Raw genomic sequence first — 21,750 nt, forward strand, 5'->3', positions numbered from 1 at the left:
GTATGCGACGTGCGACCCACCAGGCCGGCCAGGAGCCGGTGCCCACTCTGCCCGCCGACCTCACCGAGGCGATCAACCGGGCCGGCTACTACCCGTCGCTCGTCGTCGACGTCGTGGAGTCCGCGATCGCGGGTGACGAGGTCGTGTCGCACCTCGTGCACCAGGAGACGACCTTCGACAGCGAGACGGTGCGTCGGCACGTCACCGTCCTCGTCGTCACGCCCGACCGGCTCGTCATCGCGCACGCCGACGACCACGCCGAGCCCGACGACAAGCTCATGGCGACGGCGACGACCGAGACGGTGCCGCTCACCGCGGTGCGCGGCGTCATGCTGACCCACGTCGTGGGCGAGCCCGACACCTTCACGCCGGGCACGCACGGTCGCGACATCACGTTGACCCTCGGCTGGGGGGCGGTCAGCCGACTCGACATGATCCCCGCACAGTGCGGCGACCCCGACTGCACCGCCGACCACGGCTTCGAGGGCACGATCGCCTCCGACGACATCTCGCTGCGGGTCAGCTCGGCGGCCGACGGCGAGGACGCCGTCGGGCGAGCCCTCGCCTTCGCGCGGGTGCTCTCCGCGAGCATCGGCGGCGGCCACGCCCGCCGGCCCTGACCCGCCGGCGATGACCGACACCCAGACGGCCCCCGACTGGTCGCGGGGCAGCCTCGCCAGCGTGCTGCCCTCCGTCGCCGACCGCCTCGGGGTGAGCCGGTATGCCGGCCGCGACGTCTTCGACCTACCCGCGGTGCCGCGCACCGTCGTCGTGCTCGTCGACGGCCTCGGGCACGACCTGCTGCTCCAGCGCAGCGGGCACGCCCCCTTCCTGCGGTCCCATCTGCCGTCGGCGCGCCGGATCCCGTGCGGCTTCCCGACGACGACGGCGACCTCGATGGGCAGCCTCGGCACCGGCCTGCTGCCCGGCGCGCACGGCCTCGTCGGCATGCAGGTGCTCGACCCCGACACCGACCGCCTCGTCAACGAGCTGTCCTGGGAGGACGGCCCCGACCCGGTGCGCTGGCAGCCCCACGAGACGGTCTTCGAGGTCCTCGAGGACGCCGGGGTCGCCGTGACGATGGTCGGGCCGTGGTACTTCAAGGGCTCGGGCCTCACGACCGCGGCGCTGCGCGGTGGCGGGTTCCGGTCGGGCCTCACCCTCGATGACCGGGTCGATGCCGTCGCCTCGGCCGTGCGCGAGTCGCACCGCTCGCTTGTCTACCTCTACTGGGGCGAGGTCGACAAGGTCGGCCACGTGCACGGGTGCCAGTCGTGGCAGTGGGGCGACGAGGTCGAGTCGGTCGACGCCGCGCTCTCGCGCCTCGCCGCACGGGTGCCCGACGACACGTCGATCGTCATCACCGCCGACCACGGCATGGTCGACGTGCCCTTCGAGGCGCGCATCGACCTCGCCCACGAGCCCGAGCTCATGCACGGCATACGCCACCTCGGCGGCGAGCCACGCTGTCTCCAGCTCTACACCGAGGCGGGGGAGCGCGACGCCGTCGCGGCGCTGTGGAGCTCGCGCCTGCGCGGGTCGGCGGCGGTCCGCACCCGCGAGCAGCTGCTCGACGAGGGCTGGTTCGGCGAGGTCCGGCGCGAGGTCGAGCCCCGCATCGGCGACCTCGTGGTCATGACGCAGCCGTCCTTCGCCGTCGTGCACTCGGGGCTCATGCGCCCTGAGATCGTGCGCCTGCTCGGGCTGCACGGCTCGACGAGCGAGGCCGAGCTCGCCGTGCCGGTCATCGTCGTGCCACCCCGCCGGGGCGCTTAGGGTGGTGCACCGTGGCTGAGCTCGTCTTCTTCTCCGGGACCATGGACTGCGGCAAGTCGACCCTCGCTCTGCAGATGGACCACAACCACGCCGCGCGCGGCCGGGTCGGCCTCATCTTCACGAAGATGGACCGCGCCGGAAGCAACGTGCTCTCGTCGCGGCTCGGCCTCTCGACGGGCGCGCTCGAGGTGGGTGACGACCTCGACTTCTGGGAGGGCGTCGTCTCACGGGCCACCGCTGGTCAGCGCATCGACTACCTCATCTGTGACGAGGCGCAGTTCTACACCTGCGAGCAGGTCGAGCAGCTGGCGCGCATCGTCGACGAGATGGACGTCGACGTCTTCGCCTTCGGCATCACCGCCGACTTCCGCACCGAGCTCTTCCCCGGCAGCAAGCGGCTCATCGAGCTCGCCGACCGGGTGCAGGTGCTCCAGGTCGAGGCGCTCTGCTGGTGCGGCCGGCGCGCGACGACCAACGCCCGCGTCGTCGACGGGGCCATGGTCGTCGAGGGCGAGCAGGTCGTCGTCGGTGACACGAACGCCGCAGAGCCGGGCGTCGTGGAGTACGAGGTGCTCTGCCGCCGGCACTACATGCGGCGGATGACCTCGCACGCGGCCAGGGCGAGCGCCCAGTCTGCTGAGGTCCTGCCCTTCGAGCTCGACGTCTGCCCGTTGCCACCCCTGCCGATCACCCAGGCGGACTGACCGCTGCGGTCACGTGCAGCCCGGCGTGATGCTGCGAGCGACGAGCCGGCGGACGGCCGGACTCACAAAGTGCTGATGATGGTCGAGCCCCCCGCACGCATACGGGCTCGGCCGTGGGGTTTGTGCGTCCGACGGGCGGCACCGCGCCGCCCGGCGTCGGTCAGTCGCCCTTGCGGCCGAACATGATGTCGTCCCAGCTCGGCACGCTCGGGCGCCCACCCTTGCGGGCGGCGGGTCGGGCGGGCGCGGGGCGCTTGGGGCTCGGTGCGGGCGGCGCCACCTGCTCCTCGATGAGCTCGTCGCCGTCGTCCTGGCCGTCGTCGGCCCGGGCAGCGGACGACGTGGCCGCGCCGGGCGCGCCCTGGCGCACCGGCTGGGTGCGCTCGACCTGACGGGGGCGCGGGCCCGGCTTCGGTGGCGCCACCGAAGCCGGCTCGGGCTCAGGTTCAGGTTCCGGGGTCGCGCCGCCGGTGTCATCGAGGTCGTCGAGGTCATCGACCGCGTCAGAGTCCTCGGCGTCTTGGGCGTCCTCGGTGCGACCGGCCGAGATGTCGGCACCGCCCTCCTCCACGTCGTCGTCCACCTCGTCGTCGGCGCCAACCGTGTCAGCCACCTCGGCCGTCTGCTCCGCCTCGTCCTCGGGGTGCGGGTGCTGGGCCGGCGGGGGCACGTGGTCGCGCGGGTCGAGGGCGAGCTCCTCGAGCGGGAGCGCCTCCTCCGGCGCCTCCTCGAGCCCGGGTACGTCGGCCCCGCGGGGACGACGGCGTCGACCACGCTGCGCGTTGCGCTGCCGCATCGCGGCCACGAGGTCGAGCGGCTCGCCGCCCTCCGGAGGCTCACCGACCGGGGAGGATGCGCCCGACGCAGCGGAGTCCGGGGCGGGCGCAGGTCGAGTGGTGGCAGCACGGGCCGACGCCGACGACCGCGTCGAGCGGCCACGTGCCGTCGGAGCGCCCACCCCGCCCTCGGCCTCGACGTCGTAGACCTTGGCCGGTCGGGCGGGGGTGGCCAGGTGGGGAGCGGGCAGGGGGCCGGGCGCGGGAGTGTCGTCGTCCTCGCTGAGCCAGCGCGACTCGTCGTCGAGCGCGGACACGATGCGCGCGAGGGGGTCGAAGCGCCACGCCGCCTCGCGCTCCCGGCCGCCGGCCGCGAAGGCGAGCGACACGATCCATTCGCCCTTGTCGGCGCGGCGGGAGTCCCAGGCCACCGCGGCCGGGTCGATCTCGCGGCTGACGAGACGCTCGGTCACCCGCGCCTCGAGCGTCGTCGACGCCCCATGGGAGGCGCCGCGCGAACGCAGCCGCACCTGGCGGGCCAGACCGGCCACGTGCTCGCGCTCGGCGAGGATCGGCCCTTCGTACTTGTGCACCTTCTCGACCGTCCAACCGGCCCGCTCCGCAGCCTCCTCGGCCGTCAGGCCGGCACGGATCATCGATTGGACGGCCGCGGGCCGCAGCCCGCCCGCCAGCTCGTTCTGCAGCTGGCCCAGCCGGGGGCGGTCACGTCGCGCCGCGGCGCGCAGCGAGTCGTCGAGGGGCACCGTGTAGCGGTTGCCCTCGGCATCGGCCAGCAACAGGTGCAGGCCGTCCTCGTGGACGCCGATGAGCGTGAGGTCCTGCATGGGTGGGTCTCCCGGTCGAGCGGATCAGCGGTCGTCTGCGTGCCTGCGTTTGTCACGGATCGTGAGGGCTTCGCGTCGAGCATGCCACCGTGCCGGGTGCCCACCAAAGCGACCACGCCGCGCGGGTAGCGTTTGCTCTGTCATGCCCACCGACTTCGCCTCCGCCCAGCTGGCCCTCGACCTCGTCGGCGTCTTCGTCTTCGCGCTCTCGGGTGGCCTTGTCGCGGTCAAGAAGCGCTTCGACCTCTTCGGGGTCCTCGTCCTCGCGTGCGCCGCAGCCCTCGGCGGCGGCATCATGCGCGACGTCCTCATCGGCGTCGTGCCACCCGTGGGCATCAGTGACTGGCGCCTGCTCAGCGCCGCCGCCCTGGGCGGTCTCGCGACCTTCTTCCTCCACCCGGCGATCGAGCGGATCGGCCGCTTCGTCAAGGTGCTCGATGCCGGCGGCCTCGCGGCGTTCGCCGTCGCCGGCAGCCTCAAGGCCGCGACCACCCTCGGTGTGGCGCCGATCGCCGCCGTGCTCATCGGTCTCATCACCGCCGTGGGCGGCGGGGTCATCCGCGACCTGCTCGCCGGCCAGGTGCCCGAGGTGCTGCGCCGCGAGCTGTACGCGCTGCCCGCGCTCCTCGGGTCGGTCGTCGTCGTCGTGCTCGTGGAGCAGGGTGTCCTGCGCATGTGGATGCTCTGGGCCGCGGCCGGCCTCGTCTTCGTCGTGCGGCTCGTCGCCGTGCGGCTCGACCTCAACGCCCCTACACCACTGCGGTCGGGCGCGCGCACCTGACCTCCCCTCGACGCCCGACCCACTCCACGCGAAAGTGATGGCATGCAGAACACCCTCGACCCCTACGACGCCGTTCTCCTGCTGAGCTTCGGGGGACCCGAGGCCCCCGAGGAGGTGATGCCCTTCCTGCGCCGGGTCACCGCGGGCCGCGGCATCCCCGACGAGCGCCTCGAGCAGGTGGGGGAGCACTACCACCACTTCGGCGGCCGGAGCCCGATCAACGACCAGAACCGCGCGCTCATCGCGGCGCTGCGGGCCGAGCTCGACGCCCGCGAGATCGAGCTGCCAGTGCTCTGGGGCAACCGCAACTCACCACCCTTCCTCGACGACGCCCTGCGCGAGGCCCACGCGAGCGGCCACCGCCGCCTCCTCGTCATCACGACGAGCGCCTACTCGTGCTACTCCTCGTGCCGGCAGTACCGCGAGAACCTCGCCGACGCCGCCGCCACCGTGGGGGAGGAGGGCATCGAGCTGCAGATCGACAAGGTCGGTCCCTATGCGCCGCGGCCGCGCTTCGCGGAGGCCAACCTCGGCCGGGTCGTCGACGCGATGCGGGCCCTCGACGGTGCTCCCGACGACGAGGTCGCGCTCCTCTTCGTCACACACTCGATCCCCATGGCGATGGACGAGACGTCCGGCCCCGGCGACGGCGAGGGACACCTCTACCAGCGCCAGCACCTGGCTCTCGCCTCTGCCATCTCGGAGGAGGCGGGTCGCATCCTCGGCCGCGACATCACCGGTGAGCTCGTCTTCTGCTCGCGCTCGGGGCCGCCTAGCCAGCCGTGGCTCGAGCCCGACGTCAACGACCGCATCGAGGAGCTGGCGGCGGCCGGCACGAAGACGGTCGTCGTCGCCCCCATCGGCTTCGTCTCCGACCACATGGAGGTCGTCTACGACCTCGACACCGAGGCGAAGGAGACGGCCGACCGGGTGGGCGTCGAGCTCGTGCGCGTGCCGACCGTCGGCACCGACCGGCGCTTCGTCTCCGATCTCGTCGACGCACTCATCGAGCGTGCTGCGGAGGCGCGGGGCGAGGGCGTCCCCGACTACGAGGGTCGGCGGCCGTCGGTGTGCGAGCCGGGCTGCTGCCCCAACCTCCGTCAGGCGCGCCCGGCCCTCTGCGGGCGCGACTGAGATGGACGCCGCCGCCGCAGTCTCCGTCCCCAGCGATGAGCAGCTCGCTGCCCTCGAGCAGCTCTGCGTCGAGTTCGCCGTCATCGCAGGCAGGTTCATCCGCGACGAGCGTCCCGACCGCCTCGGCGTGGCCCAGACGAAGTCGACCGACACCGACGTCGTCACCGTGATGGACCGCCGCTCCGAGGAGCTGCTCCACCGCCTCATCATCGAGGCGCGCCCCGACGACGGCATCCTCGGCGAGGAGGGCGCCGATGTCACGGGCACGTCGGGCCTCACGTGGGTCATCGACCCCATCGACGGCACCGTCAACTACCTCTACGAGATCCCCGCGTATGCCGTGTCGGTGGCTGTCGTCGTCGGCGACCCTTCTCGAGAGGGCGCGTGGAGGCCCGTCGCGGGCGCGATCTCCGACCCGTCCCTCCGACTGGTGCACCATGCCCGCCACGGCGCCGGCGCGTGGACGAGGCCCGAGGAGGAGGGCGACGCCACCCCGCCGCGGCGGCTCACGGTCTCGTCCGAGCACCGCCTCGGGCGCAGCCTGCTCGCGACCGGCTTCGGCTACGCCGCCGACGTGCGGGCACGGCAGGCAGAAGTCCTCACCCGGGTGCTCCCGCTGGTGCGCGACATCCGGCGCATCGGCAGCGCAGCCCTCGACCTCGTGCGGGTGGCCGACGGGTCCGTCGATGCCTATGCCGAGTCGGGCATCAACGCCTGGGACCTCGCCGCAGGCTGGATCGTCGTCGAGGAGGCCGGCGGCGTGGTCGTCGGACGCGACGGGGGAGCGCCCGGCAAGGCGCTCACGGTCGCTGCAGGGCCGGCACTCGCCACGCAGGTGGCTCCGCTCTTCACGACGGAACCCGCCTGACGCATACGGCAGGCGGGTTCGACGGGTCTGGTGGCCCTGCGGTTGAGCAGGGCTGCGCTCAGGCGGCCCTGAAGGGCTCGAGCTCCGGCACGCGCACGCCGTTCTCCTCGGCGAGCCGGGCGAAGGACTCCAGCTCACCGATGTGCACCTGCACCCGGTAGTCGTCGCCCGCGGCGCGGGCCTGGCTCAGGTCAATCAGGGCGTCGGTGACGCGTAGGCGGATCTGGTCGACGAACTCGGTCATGTGCACCTCCGGGCCGGAATCGATCGGTGGGTCCGGCGACCCTACCGCGTCGTAGGAGCCCAACTGTGCACGCCGGACGGTAGGCAGATGGCAAAGGACGGGTGAACTATTGGTCTGAAAAGGACAGGCGCACGGTCAACTCGCCGCACTTGTCTCAGACCTTGGCCGGGCGGAAGTGACAGCGCACCTTCGGATCGGGCACCATACGCGCACGCTGACATGTTTCGCGGCTGTTAACTCGGCGGGGAGCAGCGGGAACAAGCGGACGACCACGAGCGTTCTTGGCGTCACAGAGCGCATGGCGCCCTACGAAGGGGAAGCGAGACACCACGATGGCAACTGATTACGACGCGCCTCGGAAGACCGACGACGAGCTCAACGAGGACTCCATCGAGGAGCTCAAGTCACGGCGGGTCGACAAGTCCTCGTCGAGCGTCGATGTCGACGAGACCGAGCAGGCCGAGGGCTTCGAGCTGCCCGGCGCAGACCTCTCCGGCGAGGAGCTGTCGGTGCGGGTCCTGCCCAAGCAGGCAGACGAGTTCACGTGTGGACGGTGTTTCCTCGTCCACCACCGCAGCCAGCTCGCCAAGGAGAGCAACGGCATGATGATCTGCACGGAGTGCGCCGCCTGAGCGGTGCCGTGCAGCACAAGAGCAAGCAAGTAGGGTCGGTCCTCGTGACCGACCCTTGTGCTGCCCCGGACGACACCCCGGACGGCACCCCGAATGACTCGGTGAGTGCGGGGGAGGCGGAGCTCGAGGTCGCCGTCCGGGTGCTCGACCCACAGCTTCCGCTCCCGGCCTACGCCCACCCCGGCGACGCCGGCGCGGATCTCTGTTCTGCCGTCGAGGTCACGATCGCACCCGGTGAGCGGGTGCTCGTGCCGACTGGCGTCGCGATCGCGCTCCCGACCGGCCACGCCGGCTTCGTGCATCCCCGCTCGGGGCTCGCTGCGCGACACGGTATCTCCATCGTCAACGCTCCGGGCACGGTCGACGAGGGCTACCGGGGCGAGATCCTCGTCAACCTCGTCAACCTCGACCCCAGCGAGGCCTTCACGGTGCGGCGGGGTGACCGGATCGCCCAGCTCGTCGTGCAACGCGTGGAGCGCCCCCGGTTTGTCCAGGTCGATTCGCTCACGGAGACCAGCAGGGGGGACACTGGACACGGATCCACCGGCGGCTTCGGTGGGGCGCCTGCGGCAGCGGGAGAGTCCGCGGCGCCGACACCCCCGCCGTCCGCGTGATCCCGGACCATCCAGCAGCGATCATCGGATACGGTTCGCCGGGCGCACGTGAGTGCGCCGGGTGACGGCACAGCACGAAGGACGGATGACGGACGTGGGACTCTTCAGCAGGGGCCGGTCGAAGGACCGCCCGGTCGACGACGCGCTCGACGGTGACGGTCGGGTCGACGAGACCCAGGACGACGCGCAGCCGGCCGACGACGAGGCCACCTCCGACACGGTAGAGCCCACCTCCCGACCGTTCGACCGCAGCGAGGTCGACGACGACTCCGACTACCTCAACCTCGGCTCGATCTGGCTCCGGGGGAGCCAGGGCATGGAGCTGCGCCTCGAGGTCAACGAGCAGGAGCAGCAGATCACCGGCGTCACCGCCGTCATCGGCGAGTCGGCCGTGCAGCTGCAGGCCTTCGCGGCGCCGCGCACCGAGGGCGTGTGGGTCGACATCCGCAACGAGATCGCGGCGAGCATCGTCGACTCCGGCGGCACGGCCGAGGTCGTCAGCGGCGAGTTCGGTGAGGAGCTGCTGACGCGCATGCCGCAGGCAGGCCCCGATGGCCGCACCGTCTTCATGCCCGCCCGCTTCGTCGGCATCGACGGGCCGCGGTGGTTCCTCCGCGCTGTCGTCAGCGGTCGTGCCGCGATCGAGCCCGAGACCGCCGAGGCGGTGCACGACGTCATCCGCACGTCCGTGATCGACCGCGGCGACGAGGCGATGCCGCCCCGCGAGCTGCTCCCGCTCCGGCTGCCCGAGGTGCCCGCCGAGGCGACCGAGACGGCCCAGGCCGCCGAGCCGGGCGAGCCGGGTGCACCCCGGCTCGACGACCTCAACCCCTTCGAGCGCGGTCCCGAGATCACCGAGGTCCGCTGATGTCCTGCCGTGCCCGGGGCACCCGGTGAGCAGCACGAAGCCGGGCGTCCTTCGGCGCCTGTCCGACCGCCTCACGAGTCCCGCGCACGAGCTCGAGGCGGCGGAGCTGCGCCGCGAGTCCGAGCAGCTCGGTGTCAGCCACATCGGCGACGTCGCCCAGCGCACCCTCGTGACCGTGAGCGGTGAGGTCCGGTCGGTGACGCTGCGCCCGCGCGACGAGACCCCGGCCCTCGACGTCGAGCTGTGGGACGGCAGCGACTCGCTGCACCTCATCTGGCTGGGCCGTCGCCGCATCGCCGGCATCGTGCCCGGCATCAAGATCCAGGCCACCGGGCGGGTCACGAAGCAGCGCAAGGTGACCACCATCTTCAACCCGGCCTACGAGATCCTCGGCCGTGTGGGGCAGGCGCATGAGTGACACCGAGTTCCCTTCCACGCCGTCGCAGTCCTCGCAGCCGCGCGCGCCCATCGCGGGCAGCGACGCCGAGGTGTTGAGCGGCGCCGAGGGTGACGGCGTCGCCCGCTCCGAGGCCGACCTGCGCCGCTACGACACCGTCGAGGACCTTCTGCGCGACAAGCTGTCGGAGGCCATCGGCGGGTGGCGCGGGGCCGTCGAGTCGGCCGTGCCGACGCTGGCCTTCGCGCTCACCTGGTCGGTGACGAAGGACCTGCGCACGTCGTTGTTCGTCGCCGGCGCGTGCGTCGCCGTCTTCCTCCTCGTGCGCCTCGCGCAGCGTCAGGACCCCCGCTTCATCGTGTATGCCGCCGTCGGCATCGGCATCTCGGCCTTCTTCGCGCTCCGGTCGGGCAAGGCGGAGGACGCCTTCCTCCCCGGCATGCTGCAGAACGCCGGCCTGCTCTTGCTCCTGCTCGTCACCAACCTGACGCGGTGGCCGCTCTTCGGCTTCGTCGTCGGCGTGGCCGAGCCGGAAGCCTTCGCGCAGGACCCCACGTGGTGGCGCCGCCACCGCGGCATCGTCACCGTCGCGATGCGCCTCGCGTGGGTGCTCATCGCCCTCAACATCGTGCGGCTCGCGATCATGGTGCCGCTATACCTCGCCGAGCAGGTGGCGGCGCTCGGGGTGGCGAAGGTGGTCCTCGGCTGGCCGGCCTACCTGCTCGCGATCACCGCCATGGGCGCCATCCTCGTGCGCGGACGCACCCCGATCGACCCGAACGGCACCGTCCGCCCGGTCGCCTGACCGGGCCGGTCGGCCCTGGTCAGATCTGAGGGACCCGTCAGATCTGACCGGACCCGTCAGACCTCGTCGTCCTCGGCGCTGCGGTGGTGCTGCGTGCCCGGAGCGACGAGGTCCTGGAGCCGGTCCTCCTGCTCCGTCGTCGTGATGAAGAGCAGCTCGTCGCCGGCCTCCATCGCGTCGTCGGAGGTGGGCGCGAGCGGCCGCTCCTCACGGATGATGGCGACGAGCACGGTGTCGGTCGGCCAGTCGACGTCGCCGACCCGCCGACCCGCGAAGGGACTGCCCTCGGGCAGGGTGATCTCGACCATCGAGGCCCGGCCCTGCTGGAACTCGAAGATGCGCACGAGGTCACCGATGCTGACGGCCTCCTCGATGAGGGCCGTCATGAGGCGCGGCGTCGACACGGCGACGTCGACGCCCCACGACTCGTCGAACATCCACTCGTTCTTGGGGTTGTTGACGCGGGCGACGGTGCGGGGCACACCGAACTCGGTCTTGGCGAGGAGCGAGAGCACGAGGTTGGCCTTGTCGTCCCCGGTCGCGGCGACGCAGACGTCCGACGCCTCGAGCCGGGCCTCCTCGAGGGCCGCGAGCTCGCACGCGTCGGCGAGCAGCCAGGACGCCTCGGGCACCCGTGAGGCCTGCACGTCGTCGGCGTCCTTGTCGATGAGCAGCACCTGGTGCCCGTTGGCGAGCAGCTCACGGGCGATGGACCGGCCAACGCTCCCGGCTCCGGCGATGACGACGCGCATGCGGTTCCTTCTCCTGAATCCGTCAGTGTCTGTCGGTGGGCCGTCAGTCGGCCGTCAGTGGGCCGCGGGCGGCTGGTCGCAGAGGCGCTCGACCCGGGCGAGGTCGTCACGCGGCACCGCGAGGTGCACGAGGTCGCCCTGCTGGATCATCATGTCGGCCCTGGGCAGGGTGCCCTCGCCGAGCCGCGTCACGTAGGCGATGCGGGAGCCCGTCTGCTCCTCGATGTCGGTCATGCGCCTGCCGATCCAGGGCTCGGCCATGGGCACCTCGGCGATGACGATCTTGCCGCTCGGGTCGGTCAGCTCCGGCACCGCGCCCTGGGGGAGGAGGCGCTGGATCATCTGGTCCGCCGTCCAGCGCACCGTCGCGACGGTCGGGATGCCGAGGCGCTGGTAGACCATGGCCCGCTGGGGGTCGTAGATGCGCGCGGCGACGTGCTCGACGCCGAAGGTCTCACGGGCGACCCGGGCCGCGAGGATGTTGGAGTTGTCTCCGCTGCTGACTGCGGCGAAGGCGTAGGCCTCCTTGATCCCCGCTGCGACGAGGGTGCGCCGGTCGAAACCGATGCCCGTCACCGTCTGCCCGTCGAACGACGTGCCGAGGCGCCGGAACGCCGACGCGTCGGAGTCGATGACGGCCACGTCGTGGCCGCTGCGTCCGAGGGTGCGGGCAAGGGTCGACCCGACGCGGCCGCAACCCATGATCACGAAGTGCACGGACGCGACGCTACACCGTGCTGGGGCCCGCCACCGCGGGTCCGTCCGTGGCGGTGACCACCCCGCGGACACCCTCGCGCACGCGGTCCGGGGATGGTCTGTGGGAGGGGGCGTTCCGGCATACAGTGTCGTCCGTGCCACGTTCGGGATCGCTGCTCAAGCGACTTCTCCTCGGTCGCGCGATGCGCAGCGACAAGCTGGGCGAGACGCTGTTGCCCAAGCGGCTCGCGCTGCCGATCTTCGCGAGCGACGCCCTGTCGTCCGTGGCCTACGCGCCCGACGAGATCATGCTCATGCTCGGCCTCGCCGGCGGCGCCTTCGCCATGACGCACAGCTGGCAGGTCACGATCGCCGTCATCCTCGTCATGGTCGTCGTCGTCGCCTCCTACCGGCAGAACGTCCACGCCTACCCCTCCGGCGGAGGCGACTACGAGGTGGCGACCGTCAACCTCGGGCCCAAGGCGGGCCTCACCGTCGCGAGCGCCCTGCTCGTCGACTACGTGCTCACGGTGGCCGTCTCGGTGAGCTCGGGCGTGCAGAACGCCGGCACCGTCTTCGGCTTCGTGCGGGGCAACGAGGTGATCGTCGGCGTCGCCATCATCGTCTTCCTCACGGCCATGAACCTCCGCGGCGTGCGCGAGTCGGGCAAGGCCTTCGCCGTGCCGGTCTACCTCTTCATGCTCGCCATCATCGGCATGGGCATCGTGGGGTTCGTCCAGAAGTTCACGGGCAACCTGACGCCTGCGGAGAGCGCCGGGCTCACGCTCGTGCCCGAGGGTGGGCAGGAGCTCACAGGCCTCGCGGCGGCCTTCCTGCTGCTGCGAGCCTTCTCCTCGGGCTGTGCAGCGCTCACGGGCGTCGAGGCGATCAGCAACGGCGTGCCGGCCTTCCGCAAGCCGAAGAGCGACAACGCCGCGGCGACGCTGCTGCTCATGGGCGCCCTCTCGATCACGATGCTCGCCTCGATCATCACGCTCAGCCAGTGGACGGGAATCAAGATCGCGGAGGACCCCGCTCGCCAGCTGTTGCGCGACGGTCAGCCGGTGGGTGACGGCTACGTCCAGCACACGGCCATCGGCCAGCTCTCCGAGGCTGTCTTCGCGAACTTCCACATCGGGGTCGTCTTCGTCACCATCGTCACCGGGCTCATCCTCTTCCTCGCCGCCAACACGGCGTTCAACGGCTTCCCGGTGCTCGGCTCGATCCTTGCCCGCGACGGCTACCTGCCCCGCCAGCTGCACACGCGCGGCGACCGGCTCGCCTTCTCCAACGGCATCCTCATCCTCGCCGCGGCGGCGGTCCTGCTGGTCGTCGTCTTCCGCGCGAACGTCAACGCCCTGCTGCAGCTCTACATCGTCGGTGTCTTCGTCTCCTTCACAACGAGCCAGACGGGCATGGTGCGCCACTGGACGCGCCACCTGCGCCTCGAGCGCAACGCCAAGGAGCGTGCCCGGATGCAGCGCTCGCGGGCCATCAACGCCGTCGGGGCCGCGATGTCGGGGCTCGTGCTGATCGTCGTGCTCATCACGAAGTTCGCGCAAGGGGCCCGCTTCGCGATCCTCGCCATGGCGGTGCTCTTCGTGCTGATGCTCGCCATCAAGAAGCACTACTCCCGCGTGCGCGACGAGCTCGCGATCGACTGGGAGGTCGACCGTCCGACCCTGCCGAGCCACGTCCACGCCATCGTCTGCATCTCCAAGGTGCACAAGCCGACGATGCGAGCGCTCGCCTACGCACGCGCGAGCCGGCCCTCATACCTCGAGGCGGTCACGGTCGACGTCGACCCCGAGGAGACCCAGGCGCTGCTCGACGAGTGGGACAAGCGCGACATCCCCGTGCCGCTCAAGGTCCTCGCCTCGCCCTACCGGCAGATCACGAAGCCGGTGCTCGACTACGTACGCTCGATCCGCAGCGGCAACCCGCGCGACCTCGTCACCGTCTACCTGCCCGAGTACGTCCTCGGCAGGTGGTGGGAGCAGATCCTGCACAACCAGAGCGCCCTGCGGCTCAAGGCCCGACTCCTCTTCACCCCCGGCGTCATGGTCGTCAGCGTGCCGTGGCAGCTCCAGTCGTCCGAGGGCGCCGAGCGCGACTGGATCGACGAGCCGCCGATCCCCGGCTCCGTCCGCGGCGGAGCGCTGTGAGCACGCGCCAGATCCGCGAACGTGCGGAGGGCGGCGAGTCGCTCGCCGGCCGGGAGTGGACCGTCGACGTCGGCCCCGTGGCGCACGGCGGGCACTGCGTCGCGAGGCACGAGGGGCAGGTCGTCTTCGTGCGTCACACCCTGCCCGGTGAGCGCGTCGTCGCGCGCGTCACCGAAGGGCGGGTGGGCGACTCCTTCGTACGCGCCGACGCCGTCACCGTGCTCGAGCGCGCGCCCGGGCGCGTCGAGCCCCCCTGCCGGTATGCCGCCTCCGGCCTCTGTGGTGGTTGCGACTTCCAGCACGCGTCGCTCGGCGTGCAACGCCAGCTCAAGGGCGACGTCGTGCGCGAGCAGTTCTCGCGGCTCGCGGGGCTCGATGTGGACGTCTCGGTGAGGCCGGTACCCGGCGACGAGGACGGGCTGCGCTGGCGCACCCGCGTCGAGTTCGCGGTCGACGACCTCGGCCGGCCGGGGCTGCGCGCACACCGCTCGCGGACCATCGTGCCGCTGGACGACTGCCTCATCGCCACCCGCGGTGTCATCGACTCGGGAGTGCTCGACACCGACTGGCCCGACATCGAGTCGGTCGACGTCATCGACGCGGCCCACCCCGACGAGCCGGTGCTCGTGCCGCTGCCGGTCGCCCCGGGGTCGGATGCGTCCGGTGGGCTCGTGGGCGAGCTCGTTCGAGACGGCGACTGGGAGGGCGAGTACGTCGTCTCGGCGCGCGGCTTCTGGCAGGTGCACCCCGGGGCTGCGTCGACCTTCCTCGCGCGCGTCGTGGCTCTGCTCGGAGCCGGGCCCGGTGATCTCGTGGCCGACCTCTATGCCGGGTCGGGGCTGTTCACCATGCGCCTCGCCGCGCTCGTCGCCCCCGGAGGGTCCGTGCTGGGAGTCGAGGGGGACGCACGGGCGGTCGAGAACGGCATACGCAACACGGAGCACCTCGAGGGTGTCGAGTGGCGGGCGAACCGCGTCGACCGCGAGCTGCGCTCGCTCGTCTCGCAAGGGGTCAGCGCCGACCTCGTCGTGCTCGACCCGCCGCGCACCGGCGCGGGCAAGGACGTCATGCGGCTGGTCGCGCAGCTCCGGCCTCGCCGCGTCATCTACGTGGCGTGCGACCCTGCGGCGCTGGCGCGCGACGTGCGGGTGGCAGGGGAGCAGGGCTACGCGATGAGCTCCCTCGAGGCGTGGGACGCCTTCCCGATGACCCACCACGTGGAGTGCATCGCGGTGCTCGAGCCGGCGTCCCCCGACGATGGCCGGCGGTGACCCGCCGACTGCCGACTGCCCTGCTCTGGATGGGCGCAGTCTGCGTGGTCGCAGGAGCATCCTGGACGCGCCTGCAGGCGTCCCTCGTCGGTGACAACGCCGGGCATGACTTCCAGACGTACTACTCCGCGGCGGCCAGGGCGCTGACCGACCTCGGAACGCCCTACGCGGTGGACGGCTACGTCTACTCGCCGCTGGTCGCGCTCGTGGTCGCCGGACTCCTGCACACGGGCGGCCCCCTGCTGTGGTGGAACCTCCTCGGTGTGACGTGCGGGGTGATCGCGCTCATCGCGACCTGGCGCACCTTCGCGGTCGAGCTCAGCGGCTGGCGCGCGCCGGCTTTCGTGATGGTGGGTGCCGGACTCCTCTTCTGGACCTGGCCCGTGACCCTCGAGCTGTTCTACGGACAGAGCGACCTGCTGGTGCTCGCGGTGTTCTCGGTGGCACTTCTCGCGGCGCGTCGGGGCCGTGCCGCGGTCTTCGGTGCGCTCATCGGTCTCGCCGGGCTGGTCAAGACCTGGCCCCTCTTCGCCATCATCTGGGTCCTTCAACGCGGCGGGACCAGTCGGCCCTCGGCCGTCGTGGCCATGTGCATCGTCCTCCTGGGGGGCGCGCTCGCCTTCACCGCGATCCTCGGACCGTCGTTCGTGCCGGACTGGTACGGCGCGACGCGGCGGAATTCCGTGCAGCCCTACCTGTCCTACTCGGCGTTCGGCGTCGGTCGAGATCTGTTCGCCGAGGGCACGCAGTTCGAGCCCTTGGTCGACTCGCGGTGGTTGCGGTGGGCGGCCACGGCGATCCTGGGCCTGTGGGCTCTCGCCATCGGCCTCGTCGCTCTCCGCCGGCCGCATGACGAGCGGCTGGCGTTCTGGCATCTCGTCGGCTGTGGGCTGCTCCTCCTGCCGGTGAGCCACTGGTTCTACCTCATCCTCCTCGTGCCGATCGCCTGGATACACGTGGTTCGGCTCATGAGCGGCCGCGTGAGCGCAGGCATGGTCGGTGCGGGACTGGTGGTGGCTGCCTGGTGGTGGATCGCCTTCCGGTCGCTCGACCAGGGGCGGACCGGTTACGTCACGGTGGTGGGGGCGACGTTCGTCATGGTGACGGTCTCCGTGCTCCGCGACGCGTGGCTGTGGCGCTCCAACGAAGGCAGCGTGCAGGAGACGCGTAAGAGGACGACAGTGGGCCACCCCACCGTGGTGGACTGATGGCGGGGGCGCGAGGCACGCGGGGGTGTGGACGACGCCCGAGGACTGTCGGTGGCTCGTACTAGTGTTCGAACATGGATACAGCGACAGCCCCCGAGGAGACCGCGCCGGTCTCTTCCGGTGCTGCGCTCGAGGCCGTGACCCAGGTGCCTGCGGCCGTGTTCGACGCGCTGCCTGCCGCGGCGCAGGCCGCCGTCGTCTCCCGCATCGTGCCGGAGCGACTGCGCAGCCTCGACCAGGCAGGGGCCGAGGCCGTCCTCGCCGTTACGCAACGGGCCACCAACGTGCTGGCGGCCATGCAGGACCTCGCTCTGGCTGCGGGCGTCCGGTGCGAGGAGCTGGATCTCGCGGATCTCGACGGGGGCTGGACCGACGGCAGCGAGCACCGGCCGAGCTCGGTCAAGATCGTTGCGTCGAGCGTGGCCCCGTTGCTGAGGCTGACCCCGCGATCGGCGGAGTCGCGGGTGGCCGACGCCCTCTGCCTCGTCGACGACCTGCCGTGCACGCGCGGCATGACCCTCGACGGACTGCTCGACAGTCGGCAGAGCCGGGTCATCGTCGACGTCGCGCAGCTCGTCCAGGTCGGGGCTCGCGCTCTCTACGACGCAGCCATCACCAGCGTCCCGGGTCTGGCCGAGCTGACACCTGCCCGGCTGCGCAGGCTCTGCGAGCGCACCGCAGCCCTCATCGATGAAGGCTCCATGGAGCAGCGAGCCGAGCGGGCCGTGACTGACCGCTTCGTGAGGCTGTCTCCGGGGGCTGATCCCGGCATGTCGTGGTGGACCGCGTCGCTCCCGTCCTATGTGTCGATGCAGGCCTGGGCGGCGATCGACGCCCTCGCCCACGAGTACGTCCGCGCCGACCCCGGTCGCACCATCGACCAGGCCCGGGCCGATGCGTTCGCCGATCTTCTCCTCGGGTCCGCGCACGTGACGACGAGCGTCGAGCTCGTGGTGCCGACCTTCACCGACGCTGCCGGTGCCGGGCTCGGCGCGGTCGTCGGCTGTGAGTCACCGGCGGCTGACGCGACCCCGGCAGTCGCGACCCCGGCGGACCCGACCCCTGGCGCGCCTTCGACCACTTCGACCGCTGAGCCGGCAGGCGCGACCCCGGCAGGCGCGACCCCTGGGTCGTCTCCGACAGCTCCGACCGCCGAGCAGGCAGGCGCGACCCCTGGCGCGTCTTCGACCACTCCGACCGCTGAGCAGGGAGGCGCGACCCCTGCGGCCTCCCCGTTCGCCGAGCCGACCGCTGAGCCGACGGGCGCAACCCCTGGGGCATCTCCGTTCGCTCCGACCGCTGAACGGACCACCGCTGAGTCGTCGGCCACCGCCGGGTCGCAGGAGCGATGCAGTGCGAACTCGCTCGACGGCCGGGGAGATGTCCCTGACGAACCCCAAGGTGCCTCCGGCGGCACTCAAGGCGGCGCCCACGCCGGTGCCCACGCCGGTGCCCACGCCGGTGCCCAAGGCGACCGTGCCTCCGACTGTGCTGGCGACCTCGTGGACGCCGCGGCCGTCGCGGCGCACGGGCTCGAGCACGTCGTCGGCCCCGCGCTCGCCCCCTGGACCGCCATCGGGTCCGAGCTGGCGCCACGGGGTAGCCCTGCGCTCGGTGGCCTCCCGGAGCAGTCGGCCGTGCACCTGCTCGTCCTGCAGCAGCAGGAGGTGGCCCGGCGCGAGTGGGAGAGGCTGGCGTCGGTGATGCTCAGCCGTTTCCAGCTTCGACTCGGCCGTTGGCGGCCGCCCAGCGTGGGCGTCCGCGACCCGCGGGCAGGGTGGATCCTGTCCTCCACCCTCGTCGACATCCTCAGCGACCCCGACATCCGCCTGAGGGTGACGCGCGCTGACGCCCTCACGGGTGTGACCGTGGCCCGCGACCCCTCCGTCTACCGCCCGAGCGCCGCGCTCGCACGCCGGGTTCGAGACCGGGACCGCACGTGTCGCTTCCCCGGGTGCTCCGTGTCGGCGCACCGGTGCGACCTCGACCATGTCGTGCGATACCCGGACGGCCCGACGACGGAGGACAACCTGCTGTGCCTCTGCCGCACCCATCACGGTTTCAAGCACCACGCCGGCTGGCTCCTCGTGCTGGACGCGCACGGCGCCTGCACCTGGACGTCGCCCACCGGCCGCAGCTACGTGACGCGCCCGGCCGACGTCAGGGCCGACGCCGCCTGACGTGTCGAGGCGGCGTCGCCTCCACTGCTCGCGGCGCCGGTGGTCGAAAGTCGCCCGTGGTCCCGGGCAGACAGGGGCGCCCGGGCAGTGAAGGATGGGCGCAAGACGGTGGCCTGACAACCACTGGGTCGTGTGGTTAGATATATCTTGACGTCAAGATATATCGAGCACCGCGACATCCAACAGAGTTGCTGGAAGGAGCCCGCTGTGGGCAGTGTTGACAGCTTCAAGGCCAAGGGGACCCTCGAGGTCGGTGGTCAGTCCTACGAGATCTACCGCCTCGCCGGAATCGAGGGGCAGGAGACCCTGCCCTACAGCCTCAAGGTGCTCCTCGAGAACCTCCTGCGGACGGAGGACGGCGCCAACATCACCGCCGACCACATCCGCGCGCTCGGGTCGTGGGACGAGAGCGCCCAGCCCGACACCGAGATCCAGTTCACGCCCGCCCGCGTGATCATGCAGGACTTCACCGGCGTGCCTTGCATCGTCGACCTCGCGACGATGCGTGAGGCCGTCGCCGCCCTCGGTGGCGACCCGGCGAAGATCAACCCGCTCGCACCCGCCGAGATGGTCATCGACCACTCCGTCATCATCGATGTCTTCGGCCGCGCCGACGCCTTCGAGCGCAACGTCGAGATCGAGTACCAGCGCAACCAGGAGCGCTACCAGTTCCTGCGCTGGGGCCAGACCGCCTTCGACGACTTCAAGGTGGTGCCCCCGGGCACCGGCATCGTGCACCAGGTCAACATCGAGCACCTGGCCCGCACGGTGATGGTGCGCGACGACGTCGCCTACCCCGACACCTGTGTCGGCACCGACTCCCACACGACCATGGTCAACGGCCTCGGCGTGCTGGGCTGGGGCGTCGGCGGCATCGAGGCCGAGGCAGCCATGCTCGGCCAGCCCGTCTCGATGCTCATCCCGCGCGTCGTCGGGTTCAAGCTGAGCGGCTCCATTCCGACGGCGGCCACCGCGACCGACGTCGTCCTGACGATCACCGAGATGCTCCGCAAGCACGGCGTCGTCGGCAAGTTCGTCGAGTTCTACGGCGAGGGCGTCTCGCAGGTGCCGCTCGCCAACCGCGCCACCATCGGCAACATGAGCCCGGAGTTCGGCTCGACCTGCGCGATCTTCCCGATCGACGAGGTCACCCTCGACTACCTGCGCCTCACCGGCCGGTCCGACGAGAGCGTCGCCCTCGTCGAGGCCTACGCCAAGGAGCAGGGCATGTGGCTCAAGGCCGGCCCCGACCAGCCCGAGGCCCGCTACAGCGAGTACATCGAGCTCGACCTGTCGACGGTCGTCCCCTCGATCGCCGGCCCGAAGCGCCCCCAGGACCGCATCGAGCTGAGCAACGCCAAGGATGCCTTCCGCAAGGTCCTGCCGACCTACGTCGCGCACGACGAGGGCGACTCCGGCGACGTCGAGTCCTTCCCGGCGAGCGACCCCGGTGTCGAGGTCGGCGGCGACAAGCCGGCCGACGGCGCAGCGAACGGCCGCCCGTCGAAGAAGGTCTCCGTCACCGACGCGACCGGCCGCACCTTCGAGATCGACCACGGCATCGTGTCGATCGCCAGCATCACGAGCTGCACCAACACCTCGAACCCCTCCGTCATGATGGCCGCGGCCATGCTCGCGAAGAACGCCGTCGAGAAGGGCCTGAGCGTCGCCCCCTGGGTCAAGACCTCGATGGCACCCGGGTCGAAGGTCGTCACGGGCTACTACGAGAAGGCCGGGATGTGGCCCTACCTCGAGAAGCTCGGCTTCCACCTCGTCGGCTACGGCTGCACGACGTGCATCGGCAACAGCGGACCCCTCAACGAGGAGATCAGCGCCGCCATCAACGACGCCGACCTCGCCGTCACCTCGGTGCTCTCGGGCAACCGCAACTTCGAGGGTCGCATCAACCCCGACGTCAAGATGAACTACCTCGCGAGCCCGCCGCTCGTCATCGCCTACGCCCTCGCCGGCACCATGGACTTCGACTTCGAGACCGAGTCCCTCGGCAAGGACGCCGACGGCAACGACGTCTTCCTCAAGGACATCTGGCCGGCTCCGGCCGACGTCGAGGCGACCATCGCCACGTCGATCAACCAGCAGATGTTCACCGACGACTACGCCGACGTCTTCGCAGGTGACGAGCGCTGGCAGTCGCTCCAGACGCCGGTGGGCGACACGTTCGCCTGGGACGGTGAGTCGACCTACGTCCGCAAGCCGCCGTACTTCGACGGCATGACGATGGAGACCACCCCCGTCTCCGACATCGAGGGTGCACGGGTTCTCGCCAAGCTCGGCGACTCCGTGACGACCGACCACATCAGCCCGGCCGGCGCCATCAAGAACGACAGCCCCGCGGGCAAGTACCTCGCGGCCCACGGCATCGAGCGCAAGGACTTCAACTCCTACGGCTCGCGCCGCGGCAACCACGAGGTCATGATCCGCGGCACCTTCGCCAACATCCGGCTGAAGAACCTCCTCCTCGACGGCGTCGAGGGCGGCTTCACCCGCCTGTTCTTGAAGAGTGATCACCTGAGCGGCGGCGAGCAGACGACGATCTACGAGGCGTCCCAGGCCTACCAGGAGGCCGGCGTCCCGCTCGTCATCCTGTCGGGCAAGGAGTACGGCTCCGGCAGCTCGCGTGACTGGGCGGCCAAGGGCACGAGCCTGCTCGGCGTCCGGGCGGTCATCGCCGAGAGCTACGAGCGGATCCACCGCTCCAACCTCATCGGCATGGGTGTCATCCCGCTCCAGTACCCCGAGGGCCAGAACGCCGACTCGCTCGGCCTCGACGGCACCGAGACCTTCGCCATCACCGGCATCACCGCCCTCAACGAGGGCACGACACCGAAGACGGTGAAGGTCGTCGCCACCAAGGAGTCCGGCGAGGCCGTGGAGTTCGACGCCGTCGTGCGCATCGACACCCCCGGCGAGGCGGACTACTACCGCAACGGCGGCATCCTCCAGTACGTCCTGCGGTCGCTCGTCGCGAGCTGACGCCGGCGCGAGCCACCACACGGGCCCGACCTCTTCGCGA

General features: G+C 71.2%; 20 protein-coding genes. 16 read left to right on the forward strand and 4 right to left on the reverse strand.

Annotation, left to right across the window (positions count from 1 at the left end):
- Nucleotides 1–2 precede the first annotated feature (2 nt).
- Genes FHX52_RS03495 through FHX52_RS03505 form a run of 3 tightly spaced genes read left to right on the forward strand, consistent with a single transcriptional unit; the run spans nucleotide 3 to nucleotide 2,480 of the window.
- Nucleotides 3–620 carry a DUF5998 family protein gene (locus FHX52_RS03495; RefSeq protein WP_141819951.1) on the forward strand — a complete coding sequence of 206 codons (618 nt, stop codon included), beginning with the start codon at nucleotides 3–5 and terminating at the stop codon, nucleotides 618–620.
- A 10-nt stretch (nucleotides 621–630) separates the two neighbouring features.
- Nucleotides 631–1,776, forward strand: a complete 1,146-nt coding sequence (locus FHX52_RS03500) for an alkaline phosphatase family protein (RefSeq protein ID WP_141819952.1) — start codon at nucleotides 631–633, stop codon at nucleotides 1,774–1,776.
- A gap of 11 nt (nucleotides 1,777–1,787) precedes the next feature.
- Nucleotides 1,788–2,480, forward strand: coding sequence for a thymidine kinase (locus tag FHX52_RS03505; RefSeq protein WP_141819954.1), 693 nt, complete (start codon nucleotides 1,788–1,790; stop codon nucleotides 2,478–2,480).
- A gap of 160 nt (nucleotides 2,481–2,640) precedes the next feature.
- Here the strand turns inward: FHX52_RS03505 and sepH are convergent, their stop codons facing one another.
- Complete coding sequence (gene sepH / locus FHX52_RS03510; RefSeq protein WP_141819956.1) at nucleotides 2,641–4,101, reverse strand: septation protein SepH; 1,461 nt, start codon at nucleotides 4,099–4,101, stop codon at nucleotides 2,641–2,643.
- A gap of 142 nt (nucleotides 4,102–4,243) precedes the next feature.
- Here sepH and FHX52_RS03515 point away from each other — a divergent pair, with 142 nt between their 5' ends.
- From FHX52_RS03515 to FHX52_RS03525, 3 genes are read left to right on the forward strand one after another with little or no spacing between them, the layout of a single operon-like run.
- On the forward strand, nucleotides 4,244–4,882 hold the full coding sequence (locus FHX52_RS03515; protein ID WP_141819958.1) for a trimeric intracellular cation channel family protein: 639 nt from the start codon (nucleotides 4,244–4,246) through the stop codon (nucleotides 4,880–4,882).
- Between the two features lie 42 nt (nucleotides 4,883–4,924).
- Nucleotides 4,925–6,016 carry a ferrochelatase gene (locus tag FHX52_RS03520; protein ID WP_141819960.1) on the forward strand — a complete coding sequence of 364 codons (1,092 nt, stop codon included), beginning with the start codon at nucleotides 4,925–4,927 and terminating at the stop codon, nucleotides 6,014–6,016.
- 1 nt (nucleotide 6,017) lies between these two features.
- Complete coding sequence (locus FHX52_RS03525; protein ID WP_141819962.1) at nucleotides 6,018–6,884, forward strand: inositol monophosphatase family protein; 867 nt, start codon at nucleotides 6,018–6,020, stop codon at nucleotides 6,882–6,884.
- Between the two features lie 58 nt (nucleotides 6,885–6,942).
- Here the strand turns inward: FHX52_RS03525 and FHX52_RS03530 are convergent, their stop codons facing one another.
- Nucleotides 6,943–7,128, reverse strand: a complete 186-nt coding sequence (locus tag FHX52_RS03530; RefSeq protein ID WP_141819964.1) for a hypothetical protein — start codon at nucleotides 7,126–7,128, stop codon at nucleotides 6,943–6,945.
- Between the two features lie 332 nt (nucleotides 7,129–7,460).
- On the opposite strand from FHX52_RS03530, the gene FHX52_RS03535 reads away from it, so the two are divergent.
- From FHX52_RS03535 to FHX52_RS03555, 5 genes are all read left to right on the forward strand, one after another.
- The gene (locus tag FHX52_RS03535) at nucleotides 7,461–7,760 is read left to right on the forward strand and encodes a DUF4193 domain-containing protein (RefSeq protein ID WP_141819966.1); all 300 of its coding nucleotides are present in this window, start codon (nucleotides 7,461–7,463) and stop codon (nucleotides 7,758–7,760) included.
- 44 nt (nucleotides 7,761–7,804) lie between these two features.
- Nucleotides 7,805–8,374 carry a dUTP diphosphatase gene (gene dut / locus FHX52_RS03540; protein ID WP_141819968.1) on the forward strand — a complete coding sequence of 190 codons (570 nt, stop codon included), beginning with the start codon at nucleotides 7,805–7,807 and terminating at the stop codon, nucleotides 8,372–8,374.
- Between the two features lie 85 nt (nucleotides 8,375–8,459).
- Nucleotides 8,460–9,242, forward strand: coding sequence for a DUF3710 domain-containing protein (locus FHX52_RS03545; protein WP_246069595.1), 783 nt, complete (start codon nucleotides 8,460–8,462; stop codon nucleotides 9,240–9,242).
- Nucleotides 9,243–9,267: 25 nt separating this feature from the next.
- Entirely contained in the window at nucleotides 9,268–9,660 is a 393-nt protein-coding gene (locus tag FHX52_RS03550; RefSeq protein WP_141819970.1) for an OB-fold nucleic acid binding domain-containing protein, read from the forward strand.
- Nucleotides 9,653–10,444: a DUF3159 domain-containing protein gene (locus FHX52_RS03555; protein WP_141819972.1), complete on the forward strand. Its 792-nt coding sequence runs from the start codon at nucleotides 9,653–9,655 to the stop codon at nucleotides 10,442–10,444. The genes FHX52_RS03550 and FHX52_RS03555 overlap by 8 nt, the downstream gene beginning before the upstream one ends.
- A gap of 56 nt (nucleotides 10,445–10,500) precedes the next feature.
- Here FHX52_RS03555 and FHX52_RS03560 read toward each other — a convergent pair whose 3' ends face one another.
- Together FHX52_RS03560 and FHX52_RS03565 are read right to left on the reverse strand one after the other, a co-directional pair.
- Nucleotides 10,501–11,196: a potassium channel family protein gene (locus FHX52_RS03560; protein WP_141819974.1), complete on the reverse strand. Its 696-nt coding sequence runs from the start codon at nucleotides 11,194–11,196 to the stop codon at nucleotides 10,501–10,503.
- A 54-nt stretch (nucleotides 11,197–11,250) separates the two neighbouring features.
- The gene (locus FHX52_RS03565) at nucleotides 11,251–11,913 is read right to left on the reverse strand and encodes a potassium channel family protein (RefSeq protein WP_141819975.1); all 663 of its coding nucleotides are present in this window, start codon (nucleotides 11,911–11,913) and stop codon (nucleotides 11,251–11,253) included.
- A 182-nt stretch (nucleotides 11,914–12,095) separates the two neighbouring features.
- Between FHX52_RS03565 and FHX52_RS03570 the strand changes: the two genes are divergently transcribed.
- The 5 genes from FHX52_RS03570 to acnA all read left to right on the forward strand — a co-directional run bounded on the left by FHX52_RS03570 (nucleotide 12,096) and on the right by acnA (nucleotide 21,710).
- Nucleotides 12,096–14,057, forward strand: a complete 1,962-nt coding sequence (locus FHX52_RS03570) for an APC family permease (RefSeq protein WP_141822014.1) — start codon at nucleotides 12,096–12,098, stop codon at nucleotides 14,055–14,057.
- Entirely contained in the window at nucleotides 14,054–15,328 is a 1,275-nt protein-coding gene (locus FHX52_RS03575; RefSeq protein WP_141819977.1) for a class I SAM-dependent RNA methyltransferase, read from the forward strand. The genes FHX52_RS03570 and FHX52_RS03575 overlap by 4 nt, the downstream gene beginning before the upstream one ends.
- Nucleotides 15,325–16,536 carry a glycosyltransferase family 87 protein gene (locus FHX52_RS03580; RefSeq protein ID WP_141819979.1) on the forward strand — a complete coding sequence of 404 codons (1,212 nt, stop codon included), beginning with the start codon at nucleotides 15,325–15,327 and terminating at the stop codon, nucleotides 16,534–16,536. The genes FHX52_RS03575 and FHX52_RS03580 overlap by 4 nt, the downstream gene beginning before the upstream one ends.
- Nucleotides 16,537–16,610: 74 nt before the next feature.
- Nucleotides 16,611–18,716 carry an HNH endonuclease signature motif containing protein gene (locus FHX52_RS03585; RefSeq protein WP_141819981.1) on the forward strand — a complete coding sequence of 702 codons (2,106 nt, stop codon included), beginning with the start codon at nucleotides 16,611–16,613 and terminating at the stop codon, nucleotides 18,714–18,716.
- Nucleotides 18,717–18,923: 207 nt separating this feature from the next.
- Nucleotides 18,924–21,710 carry an aconitate hydratase AcnA gene (acnA, locus tag FHX52_RS03590; protein WP_141819983.1) on the forward strand — a complete coding sequence of 929 codons (2,787 nt, stop codon included), beginning with the start codon at nucleotides 18,924–18,926 and terminating at the stop codon, nucleotides 21,708–21,710.
- The last annotated feature ends 40 nt before the right edge of the window (nucleotides 21,711–21,750 follow it).

The sequence above is a fragment of the Humibacillus xanthopallidus genome, assembly GCF_006717145.1.
GTDB classification, from domain to species: domain Bacteria; phylum Actinomycetota; class Actinomycetes; order Actinomycetales; family Dermatophilaceae; genus Humibacillus; species Humibacillus xanthopallidus.

Coding starts and splice junctions, on each gene's coding strand:
- FHX52_RS03495 (WP_141819951.1), top strand. CDS start 3: ATGCGACGTGCGACCCACCAGGCCGGCCAGGAGCCGGTGCCCACTCTG.
- FHX52_RS03500 (WP_141819952.1), top strand. CDS start 631: ATGACCGACACCCAGACGGCCCCCGACTGGTCGCGGGGCAGCCTCGCC.
- sepH (WP_141819956.1), bottom strand. CDS start 4,101: ATGCAGGACCTCACGCTCATCGGCGTCCACGAGGACGGCCTGCACCTG.
- FHX52_RS03515 (WP_141819958.1), top strand. CDS start 4,244: ATGCCCACCGACTTCGCCTCCGCCCAGCTGGCCCTCGACCTCGTCGGC.
- FHX52_RS03520 (WP_141819960.1), top strand. CDS start 4,925: ATGCAGAACACCCTCGACCCCTACGACGCCGTTCTCCTGCTGAGCTTC.
- FHX52_RS03525 (WP_141819962.1), top strand. CDS start 6,018: ATGGACGCCGCCGCCGCAGTCTCCGTCCCCAGCGATGAGCAGCTCGCT.
- FHX52_RS03530 (WP_141819964.1), bottom strand. CDS start 7,128: ATGACCGAGTTCGTCGACCAGATCCGCCTACGCGTCACCGACGCCCTG.
- FHX52_RS03535 (WP_141819966.1), top strand. CDS start 7,461: ATGGCAACTGATTACGACGCGCCTCGGAAGACCGACGACGAGCTCAAC.
- FHX52_RS03545 (WP_246069595.1), top strand. CDS start 8,460: ATGACGGACGTGGGACTCTTCAGCAGGGGCCGGTCGAAGGACCGCCCG.
- FHX52_RS03555 (WP_141819972.1), top strand. CDS start 9,653: ATGAGTGACACCGAGTTCCCTTCCACGCCGTCGCAGTCCTCGCAGCCG.
- FHX52_RS03560 (WP_141819974.1), bottom strand. CDS start 11,196: ATGCGCGTCGTCATCGCCGGAGCCGGGAGCGTTGGCCGGTCCATCGCC.
- FHX52_RS03570 (WP_141822014.1), top strand. CDS start 12,096: ATGCGCAGCGACAAGCTGGGCGAGACGCTGTTGCCCAAGCGGCTCGCG.
- FHX52_RS03585 (WP_141819981.1), top strand. CDS start 16,611: ATGGATACAGCGACAGCCCCCGAGGAGACCGCGCCGGTCTCTTCCGGT.